Raw genomic sequence first — 17,979 nt, forward strand, 5'->3', positions numbered from 1 at the left:
TCGGTCCTACTTTCCGGTGAATTCGGGGGCGCGCTTGGCGAGGAACGCGGCCTGGCCCTCGCGGCTGTCGGCGGAATGGATGGCAACGTGAAAGTTGCGCTTCTCGTGCTCGAGTCCTTGCGCCAGAGAGGTTTCCAGGGCCTGGAGGGCGGCATCCTTGGCCAGCGCCACCGCGAGCGGTGAGTTGGCGGCGATCCGCTGCGCCATGGCGACCGCCGCTTCGAGGGCGGTGCCGTCCGGGACGGTCTCGGCGACGATGCCGGCCGCGCACGCCCGCTGTGCGGACAGGAAGTCGCCGGTGAGCAGTAGGGCCATCGCCTTGGACTTGCCGACGGCCTGAATCAGGCGCTGGGTTCCGCCGCCGCCCGGGATCACGCCGAGCTTCACCTCCGGGACACCGAACTTGGCGGATTCGCCGGCGATGACGATGTCGCAGGCAAGCGCCAACTCGCAGCCGCCGCCGAGTGCGAGGCCCTCGACCGCAGCGAGGACCGGCTTCGGGAATCGGCCCAGGTCGGCCCAGATGGTGCCGCCCAGCGCGGCTCGATCGCCGAGCAGCGACTGGTCGCGAATGGCGTCGAAATTGGTGATGTCGGCTCCGGCGCAGAAGATCCCGCCGGCGCCGGTGAGCACGATGGCACGGATCTCGTCGTCGTGCCGAGCCGCGACGAGCTCGGTGTTCAAGGCGGTGAGCACCGCCTCGTTCAGACTGTTGCGAGCCTTGGGCCGGTTGATCTCCAGGATCAGGAGGTGGCTGTCGCGGGCCGTGCGTAGCGGGGCGTTGTCGGGGTTCATCGGACGTCCTCGTAGACGTTGGTGTGCGCGGCGCGCATGGCCTTCTTGTCGAGCTTGCCGACGCTGGTGCGGGGCAGCTGGTCCAGATACAGGACGGTCTCGGGCAATTGCCATTTGGCGAATGCATCGGCGAGCAATTCGTGGATCTCCGACAGTGGAAGTTCCTGCCCGTCGGTCGTCACGACGAGTGCTACTGGACGCTCCTGCCACTTCGGGTGCGGGACGCCGATGACGGCCGCCTCGGCGATCTTCGGATGGGCAACGAGTGCGTTCTCCATGTCGATGGAGGAAATCCATTCGCCACCCGACTTGACCACGTCCTTGATCCGGTCGGTGATCTTCAAGTAACCATTCGGGTCGATGGTCCCGACATCGCCGCTACGCCAATACCCGTCGAGGAACTTGTCGGCGTCGTCGTCGAGCTTGTGATAGCGCTCGATGATCCACGGTCCGCGCAGCAGCACTTCACCCTGACTCGTGCCGTCGTGCGGGAGATCGTTGCCTTCCGCGTCGACGATCCGGATGTCGATGCCGTTGACCGGCAAACCCTGCTTACGCTTGAGATCCCACTTCTCCTCGTCCGAGATCACACCGCGCAGCGAGGGCTTCAGTCCCCGGTTCACCGCGACCAGAGGGGTGGTCTCGGTGGCGCCGTAGGCGTGGATGACGTCGGCTCCAGTGATGTCGTGGAAGTCGCGCATCAGCGACAGCGGCGGCTCGGTGGCACCGGACAGCAGCCGCGCGCGGGAGAAGTCCGGTGCGACCGCAAGCGTCTTGATGTAGTTCATCATGGGCTGGAAGATCGCCGGCGCACCGTTTGCGACGGTGACTTGCTCCGCGATCATCGCGTCCACGAGGACGGATGTGTCCTCGGCGATGTAGCGACCGGGCAGCACGATTTTTGCGGCACTGTAGGCGGCCGCCTGGGGTAGGCCCCAGCCCTGGCCGTGGAACATCGGCGTGATGAGCATGACGGCATCGTCGCTGCTCATCCCGAGTCCGGCGACCTCGGCGAGGGTGTGCAGGTAGATGCCGCGATGCGAGTAGTAGATGCCCTTGGGCCTGCCGGTGGTGCCGGTGGTGTAACACGCGCTGTAGGAGGAGGTTTCGTCGATGACCGGCCAGTCGATCTCCGGGCCGGCGTCCGCGAGCAGGTCCTCCCAGTGCACCGCGTGCGGGAGCGTGGTGGTGATGTCGGCCAGCGGCTTATCGGTCATCACCACCCACGTCTTCACGTTCGGCGTATGCGGTGCCAGCGCCTCGGCAACCGGAAGCAGCGACTCGTCGATGAGGACCACCGATGCATCACTGTGTCCGGTGACGTAAGCGAGATCCTCTGGCGCCAAACGCAGGTTCATCTGCAACATCACGGCAGCGAGGCCGGGAATCGCCCAGTACAGCTCGTAGTGCCGCTTGCTGTTCCAGTCGAGGATCCCGACCACATCGCCCGGCCCGACGCCGATCGAGCGAAGTGCATTGGCACTTCGTTGGATTCGCGCGTAGGCATCGGCGTAGGTGTACCGGTCCCAGCCGCCGTCCGCGGTGCGGTACACGATCTCCTGCTCGGGATAGGTGCGCGCGGCGTGCCGGATGATGGTGGTGGTGTTGAGTTGATAGTGGTCGCCGTGGGTGGAGGGCAGGCCCCTCACGATCTCGTGGCTCATGACGTCCTCAGATGCGTTCGATGATGGTGGCGTTCGCGGTGCCGGTGGCCTCGCAGACGGTCTGCAAGCCGAACCTCTTGCCGGAGCGTTCGAGTTCGCAGAGCAGGTCGGTGAGCATCCGGGCTCCGGTCGAGCCCAGCGGGTGGCCGAGGGCGACGGAGCCGCCGTTGACGTTCAGCTTGTCGTCCGGGACGCCGAATTCCCGTTGGAAGATCAGCGGCACACCGGCGAAGGCCTCGTTGACCTCGAACAGGTCGATCTCCTCGACGGCCAACCCGCTTCGGCCGAGCGCCTTGTGGGCGGCGTCGAGGATCGCGGTGAACTGGATGATCGGGTCGGCGGCGGCGACCGACAGCGCGCGGAACCGGGCGCGTGGGATGAGGCCGTTGCGCTCGGCGTACTCGCGGTCGGCGATCAGCAGCGCGGCCGCGCCGTCGCTGATCTGCGAGGAGTTGGCCGCCGTGGTCCGCCCGTCGGCGCCGAACACGGCTTTCAGGCTCGCCATCTTGGCGGGGTCGATGTGCTCGCGGATGCCCTCGTCCGAGTCGATGACCGGACCGGTCGGGTCGTCGGGGTCGGCGGTGATCGGCACCATCTGGTCGCGGAACTTCCCGGCCCGCGTCGCGGCGTGCGCCCGCTCGTGGCTGCGAGCGCTGAACGCGTCCAACGCCGCTCGGCTCAGGTCGAACCTCTCGTTCATCAGCTCCGACGACGGGCCCTGCGCCATCAGCCCACCGTCGTAGCGGTCGAGTTCGCGCGGGCTGTACTGCGGGCCGAGCGGCGCGCCGGGCAGGAACGCCGGAGGCATCGGCACCCGTGACATCGACTCGACGCCGCAGGCGATCACCAGGTCGTGGGAACCCGCCATCACCGCCTGGGCGGCGAAGCTGACCGCCTGCTGCCCTGAACCGCACTGGCGGTCGATCGTCACCGCGGGGACCGACTCGGGCAGCCCGGCGGCGAGCACCGCGTGGCGGCCGAGATTGCCCGACTGGACATCGTGCTGGATGACGCAGCCGGTGATGACGTCCTCGATCGCGGCGGGGTCGACGCCGGCGCGGGCCACAAGCTCCCGCAGCGTCTGCCCGAGCAGGTCCACCGGATGCCATGCGCTGAGGATCCCTCCGCGACGGCCGACCGGGGTCCGGACCGCGCCGACGATAACGGCCTCGCGAACACTCATGACAAAGCTCCTTGTGCTGAATTACGGGGTGCCGAATCGCGGATTCCGATCAGGGGAATGTCGAGGCGCTTCGCGACCTCCTCCCATTCGCGCGTCGGCTTGGAAAGAAACGTCTGCTCGAGCTCCTCCTGGGTGCCCTCGACACCGAGACCGGCGCGGGCGCGCTCCCAGAAGTGCGGCTCGAGCGCGGCCAGCGCGACGTGGCCGTCGGAGCTGGAGTAGATCCGGTAACCGGGATGCGCCCCGCCGAGCGGCGCGCCCGCTCCCATCAGACCGTGCCGAACTGCGGCGCCGGCGTCGGCGGCCGCCTGTTCGAGGACGACCCGCTCGCGGTGTCCCACGCCGGACTCCGCGGCCACGCGCAGGGCGAGCAGGGCCGCGGACACGGCGCGCTCGGCGCCGAGCAGGTCGGCCACCGGGACGGTCGGCATCGTCGGCGGCTGGAGAGTGCCGTGCAGGGCCTGGTACGTCAGGTCATGGCCGGGCTGCTCCGCCGCGATCCCGTCGTGCCCGACGATCTCGATATGCGACAGGTGCGGATTCGCCGCGGTCAACTCGTCCAGGCCGAGCTTGACCAGCGCCGAGGGGCGCATGGCGGTGAGCATCAGGTCGGCACGCGACAGCTCGCGCGCCGCCACCGCCCGATCAGCGGGGTCCTTGAGGTCGAGGGTCACGACCCGCTGGCCCACAGTGAGCTCGTCGTACCACGTCGGCGCCACGGCCCGCAGCGGGTCGCCGGCCGGCGGTTCGATCTTGGTGACGGTGGCGCCCAGCGCCCGTAGCCGCGCGGCGGCGAGCGGGCCCGGCAGATTGATCGCGAGCGACACCACCTGCACGCCCTGCAGCGAACTCGACTGCGACATCATCAACCCCTTTTTGACTATACGGATGTATAGCCATTAATGCGCATGTACTGTCTAATGTCAAGGGTGTATGCTTTTTTCGCTGATAGGAGGCAATTTCTGTGACCGACCCCCGCGCCAGTGACGAGGACCTCACCGCGAAGGCCCGCATTCGCAACGCCGCGCTCGACCTCTACGCCGAGCGCGGCGAGGATCGCGTCTCGATGCGCGCCGTCGCCGCCGCCGCCGGGGTCGCCGTGGGATTGGTGCAGCACCACTTCAAGACCAAGGACGGGCTACGCGTCGCCGTCGAGCAACTGGTCGTCGACTATTACGCTCTGGCGATCGCCTCTGTGCCGGACGAGGGCGCCCCAGCGCAGGTCGCCGCCGCTCGAGACGAGGCGGTGCGGCACATGCTCGCGACGCATCCGACGGTGGTGAACTACATCCGGCGCGCTGTGCTCGATCCGCAGGGAAAGAGCGAGTTACTCGAGCGGCTGACCGACCTGAGTCGCAGAGAGATCTCCAAACTCCGCTATTCGGGCAAGACCTCGACACGGCGATCCGAGTCCTCACAGGTCATCGGGCTGATGGTTCGTCAGCTGGGGCAGCTGCTCATGCAGCCGATGATCGATGACATGTGTGACTTCCTCGACCGGACGGGCGTGCCGCACAGCGACAAACTGACGCTCTCCGTGACCGTAATCTAGCGGTAGTTTGTTGGGTCAGGTCGGAGGTAGAGGTGCAGGCCGTGGCCTGTTTCGCGGCTCAGGAGAGACTTCCGCCGACATGCGTCGTCAGGTCCTGAGCGGTCATCCGCCACCCTTCGACTCGCGCTACTCGTCGTCGTCGGCGTCCGGGTCGCGTAGCGGTCGGTGAACTCCGCTGGGGTCGGGCAGGTGGAAGCTGTAGTGCCCGTCGATGCCGATGTGGGCGCGCACGAACGCCGACAATCGCTCGACATCGGTGTCGAGCACCGGGTATCCGCCGGCTCGCAGCGCGGCGAGGGCGCGGTTCTCGTAGACGGTGTTCCACACGACGACGCAATTGAGCACCAATCCCAGCGCCGAGAGCTGGTCTTCCATGCCCTCGTAGTAGGCGCGGGTCATCTCGCCCTTGCGGCCGTGATAGATCGTGCGCGCCAGGTCGTGACGACCCTCGACGAGATTGGACTGGGCCTTGCCCTCGCGCCGGTAAGGTTCGTCGTCGGCCAGGCGCAGGATGTGCAGGGTCTTGAAGATCCGCCCGAAATGGGCGATGGCCTGGCCCAACGCGGTCGGCTGCCCGTCGCGGGAGATCATCCTGGTGACCTCGTGCGCCGACACCTCACCGGAGTGGATCGACACCGCGATCCGGCACATGTCCTCCCAGTGCGCGGCGATCTTGGCGGTGTCGATCACCCCGCGCGCCGCCTTGTCCAGCGGCCCGTAGTCGGCTCGGGCGTCGATGCGCCACAACCGCTGATCGGGCAGGTTCGCCAGCTGCGGCCGGTACTGGCGGCCGATCAGATGCAGCAGTCCGAACACGATGTCGGAATACGACCCGGTGTCGGTGATGATGACCTCCGGAATCCGCCCGCCGTGCTGGGACACGATCACGTCGATGGTGTGCAGCGAATCGCGAGGTGTTCCGCGCAGCACCTTGCCTGCCAGCCCGGCGGACTGGTCGTTGAGCATGTTCAACCAGGTGATGCCCAGTTTCCGGCCGAAGTACTTCGGGTTCGGGCGGGCGTTATGGGTGCGCACGGGCACCACGAACCGCATCCCGTCCACCGAGGCGACCAGCCCGCCGCCCCACGCTTGGGCCAGGGGGATGTCGGCCTGGGCGTCGACCAGCACGGCGTTGGCCGCCTCGATGGTCTCGGCCCGCACGTAGCACTGGTCGACGTGCAGCAGCCGATCCCTGGTCAGGGCGTCGACACCAGGCGTTGTCACCGGTTTGAACCCGACGTTCAACGCATAGGAACAGAGCACGGCCGCCACCGACAAGCCGAGGTCGGCGACGCGGGCCTCGTTGCCCGAGGTGTGGGTGAACGCCTCGGTGAAACCGGGATGCCAGCTCATCACCTCCGTGACCAGTTCCGGCAGGTCCACACGCGGGATCATCGCCTCCACCCGGCGGCGCAGGTCGACCAGCGACGCGGGCTCGGCCTTGGCGTCCAGCGCGGCGACGTGCAGTTTGCCGTCGGCGTCGATGCTGGCTGGGGTGTCCTCGCCCAGCCGTGCGGCCAACTCCCGATAAGCGGTCTCCAACGCCGTCGCGTGATCGGTCAGCAGCTGCGTCGGCGCGGCGGGCAGGCCCAGCGCGTTCATGCCGGCGTCACGCGCAGCCTCCCAGGCTTCGCCTGCCAGCAGGTGCGCCCGCGGGTCGCGCCACCGCGACGAACGCACCGCGAAGATGCTGCGGTGCTTGAGGTGTCGGTGGAACTGTTCCAACACGCAGATCGTGTAGGAGTTCCGGTCGACGGTGCCCTCCGGTCGGCCCGGCGTGTAGATCAAGCGCTTCCACGCGCCGACGATCAGGTCGTGGTCGACCTTGCGGGCGTCCAGCAGGTTTGCCGGGATCTTGCCCGACGACCTGGATGTCAGCAGCTCGGCGAGGGTCTTCATTGCCGCCAGGACGGCGGCGCCGTCACTGGTCGCGCCGAACTCGATCGTGTCCATCAGCATCGGCAGGAACGGGCGGACCGTGGCGAACTTGCCGGCCAACTCGATCAACCGCTGCCCATCCAGCTCCGCGTCGTCGGCGGGCACCAGCTCGTCGACCGCCTGGACCGCGTGCCGCAACTCGGCCCGGGTGACGGTCTTCTCGATCATGTCCAACACCACGCCCAGCCCGACGTCCTGGTTGACCTCGACCATCTCCAGCAGCACCTTCACCGCTGCCGCGAGCTTGCCTGCGTTGCGTGACACCCTCGGATAGCGACGCAGCTTCTCCTCGCGAGACTCCCGCTCGGCCTTGGACAGAAGCTTCGTCGTCATCAACATGTCGAAGGTCTCCAACACGTCGTCGACCGCCCGCGCGCTCAACACAACGACCGTCGCGGCCAGCACCGCCAAGCGCTGCTCACGCGTGGGCAGCCGCCGCAGCGCGGCGGCCTTGCTCGCCAACCCGTAGGTCGCCAACCCCGTCAACCGACGCGGCGGGATCGCCCTCACGTCGATGCTGTCCACCCCGACCGCTTGCAGGTCGACAACCCTGCGCAGCGCCGCGAGCATCCCCTTCGACGACGCCTTGAACACGCCCTTGCGCAGCCGCTCCAGCTCGCTGACCTTCTGCCCGCCCTCCGCAGGAACCTCCAGCAGCCGCAACAAGGCAGACGCGGACTCCGAGGTCAGCTGCTCGCCGAGCTGGCGCCACAACCGGGCGTCCGCCGCGTTGCGGCCGTCGCCGATCAGCCGCTCCAACGTGGTGATCCCCGGCAGCAGCGCCTGACGCTTCCGCAGCCATGTCACTGCGTCGCCGAAGATCGCCTTCGGTCCGTCGCCGGTCATCCACGCCTGGTCGACGATCCACGACGTGAGCTCCGACTCCATCTCGCCGAACGGCTTGAGTCCGTACACCTGCTGGATTTCCCAGGCGTGTTCGAGCTTGGTCTTCTCCCGATCGGTGTACCGCTTCACCATCGACGGATCGGAGATCTCCAACTGCTCGGCCAGATACTCGATCAACGCGGGCGGGACATCCAGCGGATCAGCCAGGAACATTCCCAGGTGACGCACCGTCACCACCTGCACCGCGAACCCCAGACGGTTGTAGTCGCGCCGCCGCGCAGCGATCAGCCGCCGGTCCTCGTCATCCAAGTAGCAGTAACGCTCCAGCTCCTGCCGAGACAACGCACCGAACCGGCCATAGCCGCCCTCATCAGTCACGACGACATGAAATCACCTACAGCGCAAGGTCGCTCGGCGATTGCCCCTTAGCGCCGGATTTCGTCAATCTGCTCCCCGACCCCCGCGAAGCCACCCGCATCAGCAACCGAATCCGTGGCCTGCTGACCAGTATTCACCCAGCCTTGGAACGCGTCCTCGGCCCTCGAATTGCCCACCCTGCAGTGCTGGAGATCTTGTCTCGATGCGGTGGCCCGACCGGAATACGAGACGCCGGCACCCGCAAAATCACCACGATTGCCACCAAACACGCACCACGCCTGGGTACGCGATTGGTCGCCGACGTCCGCGCCGCACTCGAGACACAAACCGTCATCGTTCCGGGAACGACAGCTGCCGAGATCGTGTTACCGAAATTGGCCGACTCATTGAAAACCATTCTTCAGCAACGCAAATCAATCAGCGAGGACGTGGAGAGGATGCTCGATGACCACCCTCTTTCCCGGGTCCTGACCTCCATGCCCGGCATCGGGGTCAGGACCGGCGCACGGATCTTGCTCGAGGTCGGTGACGGTTCAGCATTCGCTCAGCCGCTCACCTGGCCGCCTACGCCGGGATCGCACCGGTGACCCACCGCTCGGGGACGTCGATCCGAGGGGAACACCCCACCCGATCAGGTAATCGCAAACTCAAACGCGCCCTGTTCCTCTCGGCGTTCGCCGCGCTGCACGACACCGCCAGCCGCACCTACTACGACCGAAAACGAGCCGAAGGAAAGAAGCACAACGCCGCCCTCATCTGCCTAGCCAGACGCCGCTGCGATGTTCTCTACGCCATGCTCAAGAACCACGAACCCTACCGATCAAACGCCGCGACCGCCGCTTGACGAAAACAATAGGGACACCCCCCTGAGCGTCGTAACGACGGATTGATGCCCGCCAGATCGACAGATCGGCCGTTCCGTACAGCTCACACGTTAGTCGAATCGGGAAGCGGACAACAGATTCGTCGCGGTCGACGCGCCCACGTGTGCAGGCGAATTCGTATTCTTCCAACGAGTCGGCAGGCTCTTGACAGAGAATCAAACGAACCATAGATTTATGACTTGCATCACCACCAGGTTCAGATGCTCTCGCATGCCGTCACCGACGCATCCGCTCGATTCACACTGCATTCGCTCACCCCTTGGAGGACCACATCATGAAGACTCAGGCTGCTGTTCTATGGGAACTGAACGCAGATTGGAAGGTTCAGACAGTAGAACTCGATGATCCGGGCCCTACCGAGGTACTTGTCGAGATGAAGGCGACAGGACTGTGCCATTCGGACGATCATTCGGTGACCGGCGACATGCCGACCCCACGCCCGATCGTCGGTGGGCACGAAGGCGCCGGGATCGTTCGCAAGGTAGGAGCAGAAGTCCACGGCCTCGCTGTCGGCGACCATGTCATCACCTCATTCATCCCGGCCTGCGGGAAGTGTCGCTGGTGCGCAATGGGAATGCAGAACCTGTGCGACAACGGGGCCATCATTCTCGAAGGCACTCAGCCGAGTGGCGGATACCGGATGCACATCGACGGAACGGATATCGGGACACTGAGCACGCTCGGAACTTTCGCCGAATGGCAAGTTTACGACCAGATGTCGGTTGTCCGTATCGATAAGGACATCCCACTCGATGTCGCCTGTCTCGTGGCTTGTGGCGTCCAGACCGGTTTCGGCTCGGCAACCACGGCGGCGGAGGTGAAGGCCGGCGATGTCGTCTTGGTGATCGGTGCGGGTGGAGTCGGGATGAATGCAGTGCAGGGCGCCGCAATGTCTGGTGCGAGTCACGTCGTCGTGGTGGATCCCGCACCGTTCAAGCGGGAGCAAGCCCCCTTGTTTGGCGCCACCGAGACGTTCGCCGACTTCGCCGAGGCCGACGAGTTCGTCAAATCGATCACTAATGGACAGGGAGCAGACTCCGCCATCGTCACGATGGGTGTTGTGCACGGAGAAGATATCGGTAGGGCGTACAGCGCAATTCGTAAGGCCGGTACTCTCGTGATCACCGGTCTGAGTCCAGTTGACGAGGACGGACTCCCCGGCGTCAACGCTTTCACGCTCGCCATGTTCCAGAAGCGTATTCAAGGTGCGCTGTACGGCATGGCATCCCCGCGCGAGGCGATGCCGATGCTGCTGCGCTTGTACCAGTCGGGCAAGCTCAAGCTCGACGAACTGATCACCCGCCGCTATACCCTCGACCAGATCAATCAGGCGTACGCCGACATGCACGACGGACGCAATATTCGCGGGATCATCGAATTCGGTAGCAAGTAGCGCCCACCAGTACATCCGTGCACCCGACGCACACCTTCGAACACTCGAGATCGAGGAGCTCAATCATGTCCGTACCGACAGCCACAGATCCATCGACGCGTACATACCGAACAACTAATCCGGCGACCGGCGAAGTGGTTCGGGAGTACCCGCCACTGACCGACGCCGACGCCGATGCCCTATTGATTCGCGCGCATGCGGCGTACCAGACGTGGCGTCGGACTCCGATTGCCGAGCGAGTGCGTCTGTTTCGGAAATTCATCGAACTGCTGGAAGCGAACGTGGACGAACTGGCCGCGCTCGTGACGACGGAGATGGGCAAGCCGTTGGCTCAGTCGGTGGCGGAGATGGACATGGTCACGTCGACTTTTCGGTACTACGCAGACAACGGTGAGAAATTGCTCGCCGACGTCGAGACCGAGATCGCCGGTTTCACTCGGGCGATTACACGCCGGGAACCAGTCGGGGTGGTTCTCGGCATCGAACCATGGAATGTTCCGATGTATCAGGCAATGCGCGCAACAGCGCCGAACCTGATGTTGGGCAACACGGTTCTGCTCAAACCATCCGAAATCTGTGCTGGTTCGACGCTGTTCTTCGATCACCTCTTCGCAGAAGCGGGCTTTCCGGCCAATGTGTACCAGACCGCACTTGTGTCGACCACCCAGGTTTCCGCGTACATCGCCGACGACCGCGTTCGCGCAGTCACCTTGACAGGATCTGATCGCGCCGGATCCGCTGTCGGAGAGCAGGCTTCACGTCACATCAAACCGGTTGTACTCGAACTCGGCGGATCCGATGCGTTCATCGTGCTCGAGTCCGCCGATGTCGAGGCCGCTGCGGACACGGCGGCGGGACTGCGGTTGTTCCTCGGCGGTCAGTTCTGCAATGCCCCGAAGCGGGTGATCGTGACCGATGCCGTCGCAGACGACTTCATCGCTCGCTATGTTGCCACCTTCGCCGCCAATACACTCGGTGACCCATTCGACCCCGCTACAACCGTTGGACCACTGTCGAGTTCGGTGGCGGCCGACACCCTCGAGGCGCAGTATCGTGACGCAGTCGACAAGGGTGCAACCGTCCTCGTTCCTGGCGGGCGCGTCGATGGGCCGGGCGCGTTCTTCACCCCGGCGGTACTCACGGACATCACCCCCGATATGAGGATCTTTTCCGAAGAGGCATTCGGTCCGCTCGGCATGATCTACCGCGTCGCCGATGCTGCTGCCGCGGTCAAGCTCGCAAACGAATCTGCATATGGATTAGGCGGTACGGTGTTCGGAGATTCCAACGCTGCACGCGATGTGGCGCAGCAACTCGACACCGGAATGGTGGGAATCAACAATTTCCTCGGCGCGCCTGCCGAGATCCCGTTCGGTGGAACCAAGCGCTCCGGAGTAGGCCGCGAGTTGGGCGCATCCGGCATGGACCAGTTCGCCAACATCAAGACATACGGCATTTCCTGAATCGAACGAGATCCGTTTCGTGCCGACTCACCATATGTTGGTTCACGCGGGTCCTGATTAGCAGCGCCAAGGTCACAGTCGGACCGGCGCCGCTGGTCAGGACCCGCTGCGATCTCGGTATCAGTGGCCTGGGAAGGACGGTGATCTCGCTCCGCCCGGATGGGCGTGCACCAAAGGAAGTTACCCACGAAAGAAAGGGTGAACGCCAAAAAACAGGGTTGGCTGTCGTCGCATCCCACTTTTCGCAGTCGATACCTGGCGTCCCTAACGCGCCGGCATGCACAGTGGCAGCGCCGACGAAACTTGGCTTGACCGAGCACCCTCGTACTCGTCGACGTAAACCCGGTATGCGAGCGGGATGGGCGACGGCCCAAGGTAATTGTCTGTTGTCGTGAAGAAGAGTGCTTCGATGATCGCGGCACCTTTCTGCCGGGCGCTGCCGTCTGCGGCCGGGAGTCAGTCGTTCGCACCGACCATTCGGAGTGCCAGTTCGACGTAGCGTGTTGCGATGATGTCGGGCTCGGAGTACGTATTCGAGGGGAACCATCGGCTGACGTCGACGCCGAGAGACGTGATGGCTAGTGTGGCGGCCTCGACGTCGATTGTTTGGAAGTCTCCTGACGCATCGCCGGCTTCGATGATTCGTGTGAATACCCGTGACGTGGTCCGTCTGATGTCTGCGATTGCGTTGAAGTGCTCGTGTGAGAGCGAACGTAGTTCGTGTTGCACGACTCTCGCGAGTGCGTGGTTGTCGGCGTGCCACTTCACGTACGCAGTTACGGTGGCCGCCAGCCTCAGAGCGGGCGGCGCGATCGGCTGGTCGGCGTGCATGACGGTGGCGAGTGCGGCGTTATGGCCTTCCAAGCTGATGGCGAACAGTAGCGATTCTTTGGTCTTGTAGTGGGGGTATACGGCTCCAGGACTCAGGTCCAGACTGGCTGCGATTTCCCGAGTGGTGCTCGCCCCATATCCCTTGGCTGCGAAGACTTCGATAGCCGCAGTCCGTATGCGGGCGGCGGCTTTTGACGTGCCTACCTCACATGCGACAGCTTGCGCGGGTGTGCTCATCGCACGGTTGCCTCTCGATCGTTTGAGGTTGACAGGTATCCATCTGCGCAGTCAGTATATGCGAGCGCATAGAAACCCGCTTCTTGCCCGACGCAACTGTCAGGGGTGACGTACCGGAGTAATTCTTGCGAGACTTGGCGTTGGTGTAGCGGTCGACGTCGTCGCTGAATTCACCGAGCCACGGGCGGCGAGGATGACACCGATTCCTGGCGGGGAGAGGTAGATGGCGGCGTTGCGTGTCCGCGTCCGGGTGTGTTTCAAAATGGCGGGTCAGTTCGGCTTCGAGGTCGCCGATCTGACGGTTCAACTCCGCGATCAGCGCCAAGAGTGCGCCGAAATCCTCGCGGCAGATCACTTCTCTCTTTAAGCTATGTCGGCTTGGTCGATCCTTTAGTGCAGTTGAATTCTGACATAGTGCAGTTTGTTCTTTTGAAACTGACAGCGGTGCAGGCCGAGCGCGCGAAGACGCGACAGACTCGGCACAGTTTTTTCACGACAGAGAGGTCCGACCATGAAGAGAATTCCGGACGAGGTCAGCGGGTCGGCCGGCCCCACTATCGAGAACTGGGTGCGCTCGTTCTGGAGCACGAGTTTCGATTCGCCTGATCTGCCGCCCCACCACCCCGACTGTCTTGGTTGTGGGCCGCAGAACCCGCACGGCCACGCCCTGTCGGTCCAGCGTGACGAGAACGGCGTGGTGGCTCACCATGTGTTCGATCAACGTCATGTCGGGGCACCCGGGATAGCACACGGCGGCGCGGTGGCGACCGTTCTCGACGATCTGTTCGGCTTCCTGCTCTACACAGTGGGTGAGCTCGCCGTGACGCGGCGTCTCGAGCTCGACTATCTAGCGCCGGTTCTGCTCGGCACTCCCTACGTGTTGCGTGCTGCCGTTCGGTCTCGTGATGGGCGCAAACTGGATCTCACGGCCACGATGGACGATGCGCAGGGCCGCTCGGTAGCCACCGCTACTGCCCTGTTCGTGGTGGTCGAGGTCGAACACTTCATGCAGTCCCAAGCCCGAGCTCAACTCCGGGCCACAGACACGAATCACACCGAACAATAGACACCCTGGCCGACCTTCACCGACGTCCATCACCCGCGGTGGCTGTCGTACGGCTGCGTCTGCTGCGTCTACCTGGCGCAAAGACGGCGAGGACGAGTGCCCCAGCGGCGGTCAGGGCCGCCAACGCCAGTGTCGCCTGACCACTTCCGTGTACGAATGCGGCTTTGGCGAACTCGGCCAGCGGCTGGCCAGCTGGTCCTGCGCGGTCGGCGACCTGCAATGCGGCGGCCAGAGAATCGGCCACCGGACCACGGGCAGGCTCGGGTAGCTGGGGCAGAGCCGGCTGAATGTGCTGAACGTAACCGGCCGCGAGCACGCTACCGGCTACCGCAATCCCAATCGCGGCACCGATTTCGCGAGCTGCGTCGTTGACCGCGGCAGCCACCCCGTGCTTGGCCTCAGGAGTGTCCGAGACGATGGCGAAAGTCGCAGGGGCGGTACACAACCCCAAACCTGCGCTCATGATGAGCAAGGGCCACAGCAGGTCAGGGTAGGTCGCCGCGACGGTCAGTCTGCTCACCATCACCAGTCCCGCCGCGATGGTGAGCAGACCTACAGTGGTCATCACCCGCAGCCCAACAATGTTCGACAGCCAGGGTGCAATCACCGAGATCACGATGAGCGGCACGACCATAGGGGTCAACGCCAACGCGGCGGTGAGCGGTCCATAACCGAGAATCAACTGCAGATACTGCACCAACAGCAAGAACACCCCGAAGGTCACCAAAAATTGGATACAGACAGACAGCGCGCCGGCACCGAAACCACGGCGGGCGAACAACCGGACATCGAGTAGCGGTGCCGAGGAACGTAGTTCTACGACGACGAACACCACAACCGCGAACAAGCCCACCGCAGTGCTGACGGCGACGAGCGAATCCGACCAGCCACGGGCCGGAACCTCGATCACAGCGAAGACGATCGCCCCGACTGCGACAACTACGGTCACAGCGCCCACCCAATCGACCGGTGGATGCTCCTGCTGGCGGGACTCCGCGATACTGCATGCCAACCCGGCCAGGACTGTTCCGGCGACGGTCAACCCGACGAACACCGAGGTCCACGACCACTGCTCGAGTAGCACACCAGCTCCGAGGATGCCCAGGACCGCCCCGGATCCAGCAACCCCGGCCCACACACCTACAGCGCGACCGCGATGCGCCGGTGGAAATCCCGCGGTCAGTATCGACAGCGTCGAGGGCATGACCAGCGCCGCACCCGCCCCAGCCAACGCGCGAGCAGCGATCAGCCACGCCGGGTCGGCGAGAAACAAGGGCAATGCCGACGCGAAAGCGAACAACGCCAACCCCGCCACGAGCACCCCCCGGCGACCGTACCGGTCACCGATCGCACCGGCAGGCAGCACGAAGCACGCCAATACCAACGTGTAACCGTCGACTATCCAGGTCAGTTGGGCTTGCGTCGCCCCTGTCGCGACCGCGATCTGTGGCAACGCTGAATACAATGCCGCCATTGCGGCCACCACCAACGCGACTGCCATGCACGACACAATCAACATCCACCACTGGGCACCGCTCCATCGAGCGACGCTGGCAGAGTCGGATCTACGTTCGTTCAACGGCCAGCCTCTCAGTTCGAGACTGATCGTCTCGGTACGAGACTATTAGTATCACAACTCAGCGGGTGTGACAGAATGATCAATCGAGGACATGTCTTGTCAGTCAAATGGAGCGGAGCCCGTTCATGGTCGACCCTCTCGTTGCAACCGAGGGCTCGGCCGACCCCCGGCTGGCGCGCTCACGTAACCGGTTACTCGAAGCGGCCGGTCAGCTGCTGTCCACCGGCGGTGTGGAGGCGGTCACCGTGGAGGCGGTCACCCGCATGTCGAAGGTTGCACGTGCCACTCTGTACCGACATTTCGGAAGTACCACTGACCTGCTCGCTGCAACCTTCGAGCGACTATTACCCCCAGTCGACACCGATATCGATACCGGTCCGCTACGTGAACGTCTGATTTCGTTGCTCACCACCCAAGCCGACCTCATCGACCAAGCTCCGGTGCAGATGACCACGCTGGCCTGGCTGGCAATGGGGCCCGTCAACAGCGGCGACGCCAGCCGGCGCGATCTCGATCCTGGCGCGGTGGTCTCGCTTCGGGCCCGTGTCATAGAGCAATACCGCAGGTCCCTGGATCAGATCCTGACGGCGCCTGACGCTCGCGCTGTGCTCGGCGAGATCGACACCACCTTCGCCCTCATTCAGCTCCTCGGACCGATAGTGTTCGCTCGCCTCACAGGACTGCGCCACATCCACGCCGACGACTGCATCCAAATCGTCGACAACTTTCTCGCCGCCCATGCCGCAAGTGTCCGATCGAGCACTTCGCGCGACAACAGCCGTCCATGGCCGGCCGCGGCGCTAGACCCGCAGCTCACCGACGGCCAGTAAAACTTGATGGGAAATTTCACCATCAATGCGCTATCCAGTCAGGGATCGCAGCGCTCACTGGATAAGGCCGGACGTGTGCTCGAGAACTCGGAGTTGCACTGCAGTGCACTTCTGACATCGTGCAGCCGTCTTCTGAAACTGACAGCCCAAAAGTTCACCCATGAGGCAGCAGTGTTCCAGAACTCACCGACAGGCTACATATTGAATCATCGGTTTTGGACACGAGTTTCGGAACAGATCTTCGACCAGCTCACAGAAAATTGTCTTCGATGTTTCAAATACGAGCATTTATGAAACATGGCTCGGCGACGTCGAAAATCGGGACCGATCGGCTGCCCAACCCGCCACGGGCGCGCTTGAGGCCGCCGGTGGGGTTGGTGGCCTGCGAGGCTACAACAGGGGTGTCGTGAAATATCGGATACTGCAGATAACAGGAACTTGATATTTGGCGAGGGGAGTCAGTCCCATTCGATCGACCAAGCAGCTGAAAGTGTCCCGTGATTGTCTGGTAAAGCCGTTACGAAATCTTCCCCTGAAGGCGGATAGAAACTACGGTTTTGATACCTGAGTGGCCGCGCATTGAGGCTTTGAGCAGGCCCTCATTCTTGGCGACGGCATAGTCGTCGGGTATTCGTCTCCAATCTACGGCAAAGCAAAATTGAGACCAAACCTCGAGTGCTCATGTCGAAGGTTAGTTCGCGATCGGTTTACCACTTCAGTGGTGTGATCGTTCAAAATAGAATGATGCAAGAATTTATCAAACGTTGCCAAGGTGCTCAGATCCTCGCGATCTTGTGCAACCCGCCCTTGAAGCAGTCCTCGCTGACGACCTCCTGGCGTAACTTGCAATCATTGAAAGAGGTTCTGGGGGCCAAGGAAGTGTTGATCAGCAACATAATTGAGATTCCAACTCGGTCGACAGAAGAACTGCGTCACCTTTCTGGCTTGCTTGATCACGAAGAGTTAAAAACGAGAATTCGATCCGCGTCGGGTTCTGCGGATGTCACCCTTGCGGCTTGGGGAGCGGGTGCACCAGCTGGGTGGAAGAAAGGTCACTGGGCGGGCATGATCAATTCCGCACTCGTAGGGATGATAGATAGCGGACATGATGGGGCTATCCATGTTGGTACTGGAACGCGGCACCCTTCACGTTGGCGGCAGTACACAAGTCCCATCCATCAGCGGTATAGCGGCGCCTCCTTCGAAGACCGATTGTTGGAGTCTTTGCAGTGGAGCTCAACTGATTGTCAATGGCCACGAAGTTCTCCCCGTAGGCGGCCAGTAGTTCTCCCCGCTGGTGGCCACGGGTTCTCCCCGGTGGCGGCCAGTTGTTTTTCCCC

Annotated in this window: 12 protein-coding genes and 2 pseudogenes; 6 read left to right on the plus strand and 8 right to left on the minus strand. The window is 63.7% G+C overall.

The window, feature by feature from the left end; genetic code table 11:
* Positions 1-6: 6 nt before the first annotated feature.
* Genes ABH939_RS31455 through ABH939_RS31470 form a run of 4 tightly spaced genes read right to left on the minus strand, consistent with a single transcriptional unit; the run spans position 7 to position 4,505 of the window.
* The gene (locus ABH939_RS31455) at positions 7-795 is read right to left on the minus strand and encodes an enoyl-CoA hydratase/isomerase family protein (protein WP_011331215.1); all 789 of its coding nucleotides are present in this window, start codon (positions 793-795) and stop codon (positions 7-9) included.
* Complete coding sequence (locus ABH939_RS31460) at positions 792-2,459, minus strand: long-chain-fatty-acid--CoA ligase (RefSeq protein ID WP_011331216.1); 1,668 nt, start codon at positions 2,457-2,459, stop codon at positions 792-794. The genes ABH939_RS31455 and ABH939_RS31460 overlap by 4 nt, the downstream gene beginning before the upstream one ends.
* 7 nt (positions 2,460-2,466) lie before the next feature.
* Complete coding sequence (locus ABH939_RS31465; RefSeq protein ID WP_011331217.1) at positions 2,467-3,642, minus strand: thiolase family protein; 1,176 nt, start codon at positions 3,640-3,642, stop codon at positions 2,467-2,469.
* Positions 3,639-4,505 carry a CoA transferase gene (locus tag ABH939_RS31470; protein WP_011331218.1) on the minus strand — a complete coding sequence of 289 codons (867 nt, stop codon included), beginning with the start codon at positions 4,503-4,505 and terminating at the stop codon, positions 3,639-3,641. The genes ABH939_RS31465 and ABH939_RS31470 overlap by 4 nt, the downstream gene beginning before the upstream one ends.
* Positions 4,506-4,606: 101 nt before the next feature.
* Here ABH939_RS31470 and ABH939_RS31475 point away from each other — a divergent pair, with 101 nt between their 5' ends.
* Complete coding sequence (locus ABH939_RS31475; RefSeq protein ID WP_011331219.1) at positions 4,607-5,194, plus strand: TetR/AcrR family transcriptional regulator; 588 nt, start codon at positions 4,607-4,609, stop codon at positions 5,192-5,194.
* A gap of 126 nt (positions 5,195-5,320) precedes the next feature.
* Here ABH939_RS31475 and ABH939_RS31480 read toward each other — a convergent pair whose 3' ends face one another.
* The gene (locus ABH939_RS31480; RefSeq protein ID WP_217019303.1) at positions 5,321-8,356 is read right to left on the minus strand and encodes a Tn3 family transposase; all 3,036 of its coding nucleotides are present in this window, start codon (positions 8,354-8,356) and stop codon (positions 5,321-5,323) included.
* Positions 8,357-8,442: 86 nt separating this feature from the next.
* On the opposite strand from ABH939_RS31480, the pseudogene ABH939_RS31485 reads away from it, so the two are divergent.
* From ABH939_RS31485 to ABH939_RS31495, 3 genes and pseudogenes are all read left to right on the plus strand, one after another.
* A pseudogene (locus ABH939_RS31485) lies at positions 8,443-9,200 on the plus strand (IS110 family transposase); the annotation flags it as partial.
* 314 nt (positions 9,201-9,514) lie between these two features.
* Positions 9,515-10,633 carry an NDMA-dependent alcohol dehydrogenase gene (locus ABH939_RS31490; RefSeq protein ID WP_032375369.1) on the plus strand — a complete coding sequence of 373 codons (1,119 nt, stop codon included), beginning with the start codon at positions 9,515-9,517 and terminating at the stop codon, positions 10,631-10,633.
* A gap of 65 nt (positions 10,634-10,698) precedes the next feature.
* Positions 10,699-12,096, plus strand: coding sequence for an aldehyde dehydrogenase family protein (locus ABH939_RS31495; protein ID WP_016895512.1), 1,398 nt, complete (start codon positions 10,699-10,701; stop codon positions 12,094-12,096).
* Between the two features lie 456 nt (positions 12,097-12,552).
* Here the strand turns inward: ABH939_RS31495 and ABH939_RS31500 are convergent, their stop codons facing one another.
* On the minus strand, positions 12,553-13,164 hold the full coding sequence (locus ABH939_RS31500) for a TetR/AcrR family transcriptional regulator (RefSeq protein ID WP_016895511.1): 612 nt from the start codon (positions 13,162-13,164) through the stop codon (positions 12,553-12,555).
* Positions 13,165-13,219: 55 nt separating this feature from the next.
* Positions 13,220-13,495, minus strand: a pseudogene (locus tag ABH939_RS31505) (transposase); the annotation flags it as partial.
* Between the two features lie 180 nt (positions 13,496-13,675).
* Here ABH939_RS31505 and ABH939_RS31510 point away from each other — a divergent pair.
* Positions 13,676-14,230: a PaaI family thioesterase gene (locus ABH939_RS31510; protein WP_404650667.1), complete on the plus strand. Its 555-nt coding sequence runs from the start codon at positions 13,676-13,678 to the stop codon at positions 14,228-14,230.
* A 16-nt stretch (positions 14,231-14,246) separates the two neighbouring features.
* On the opposite strand, the gene ABH939_RS31515 is transcribed toward ABH939_RS31510, so the two are convergent.
* Complete coding sequence (locus ABH939_RS31515) at positions 14,247-15,731, minus strand: MFS transporter (protein ID WP_404650669.1); 1,485 nt, start codon at positions 15,729-15,731, stop codon at positions 14,247-14,249.
* A 203-nt stretch (positions 15,732-15,934) separates the two neighbouring features.
* On the opposite strand from ABH939_RS31515, the gene ABH939_RS31520 reads away from it, so the two are divergent.
* Positions 15,935-16,639 (plus strand): TetR/AcrR family transcriptional regulator, encoded by a 705-nt coding sequence (locus tag ABH939_RS31520; protein ID WP_032364248.1) that lies wholly within the window; start codon positions 15,935-15,937, stop codon positions 16,637-16,639.
* Positions 16,640-17,979 lie beyond the last annotated feature (1,340 nt).

Origin of the sequence: Rhodococcus sp. 27YEA6, assembly GCF_044908235.1 — a bacterium.
Taxonomy (GTDB): Bacteria; Actinomycetota; Actinomycetes; order Mycobacteriales; family Mycobacteriaceae; genus Rhodococcus_F; species Rhodococcus_F qingshengii.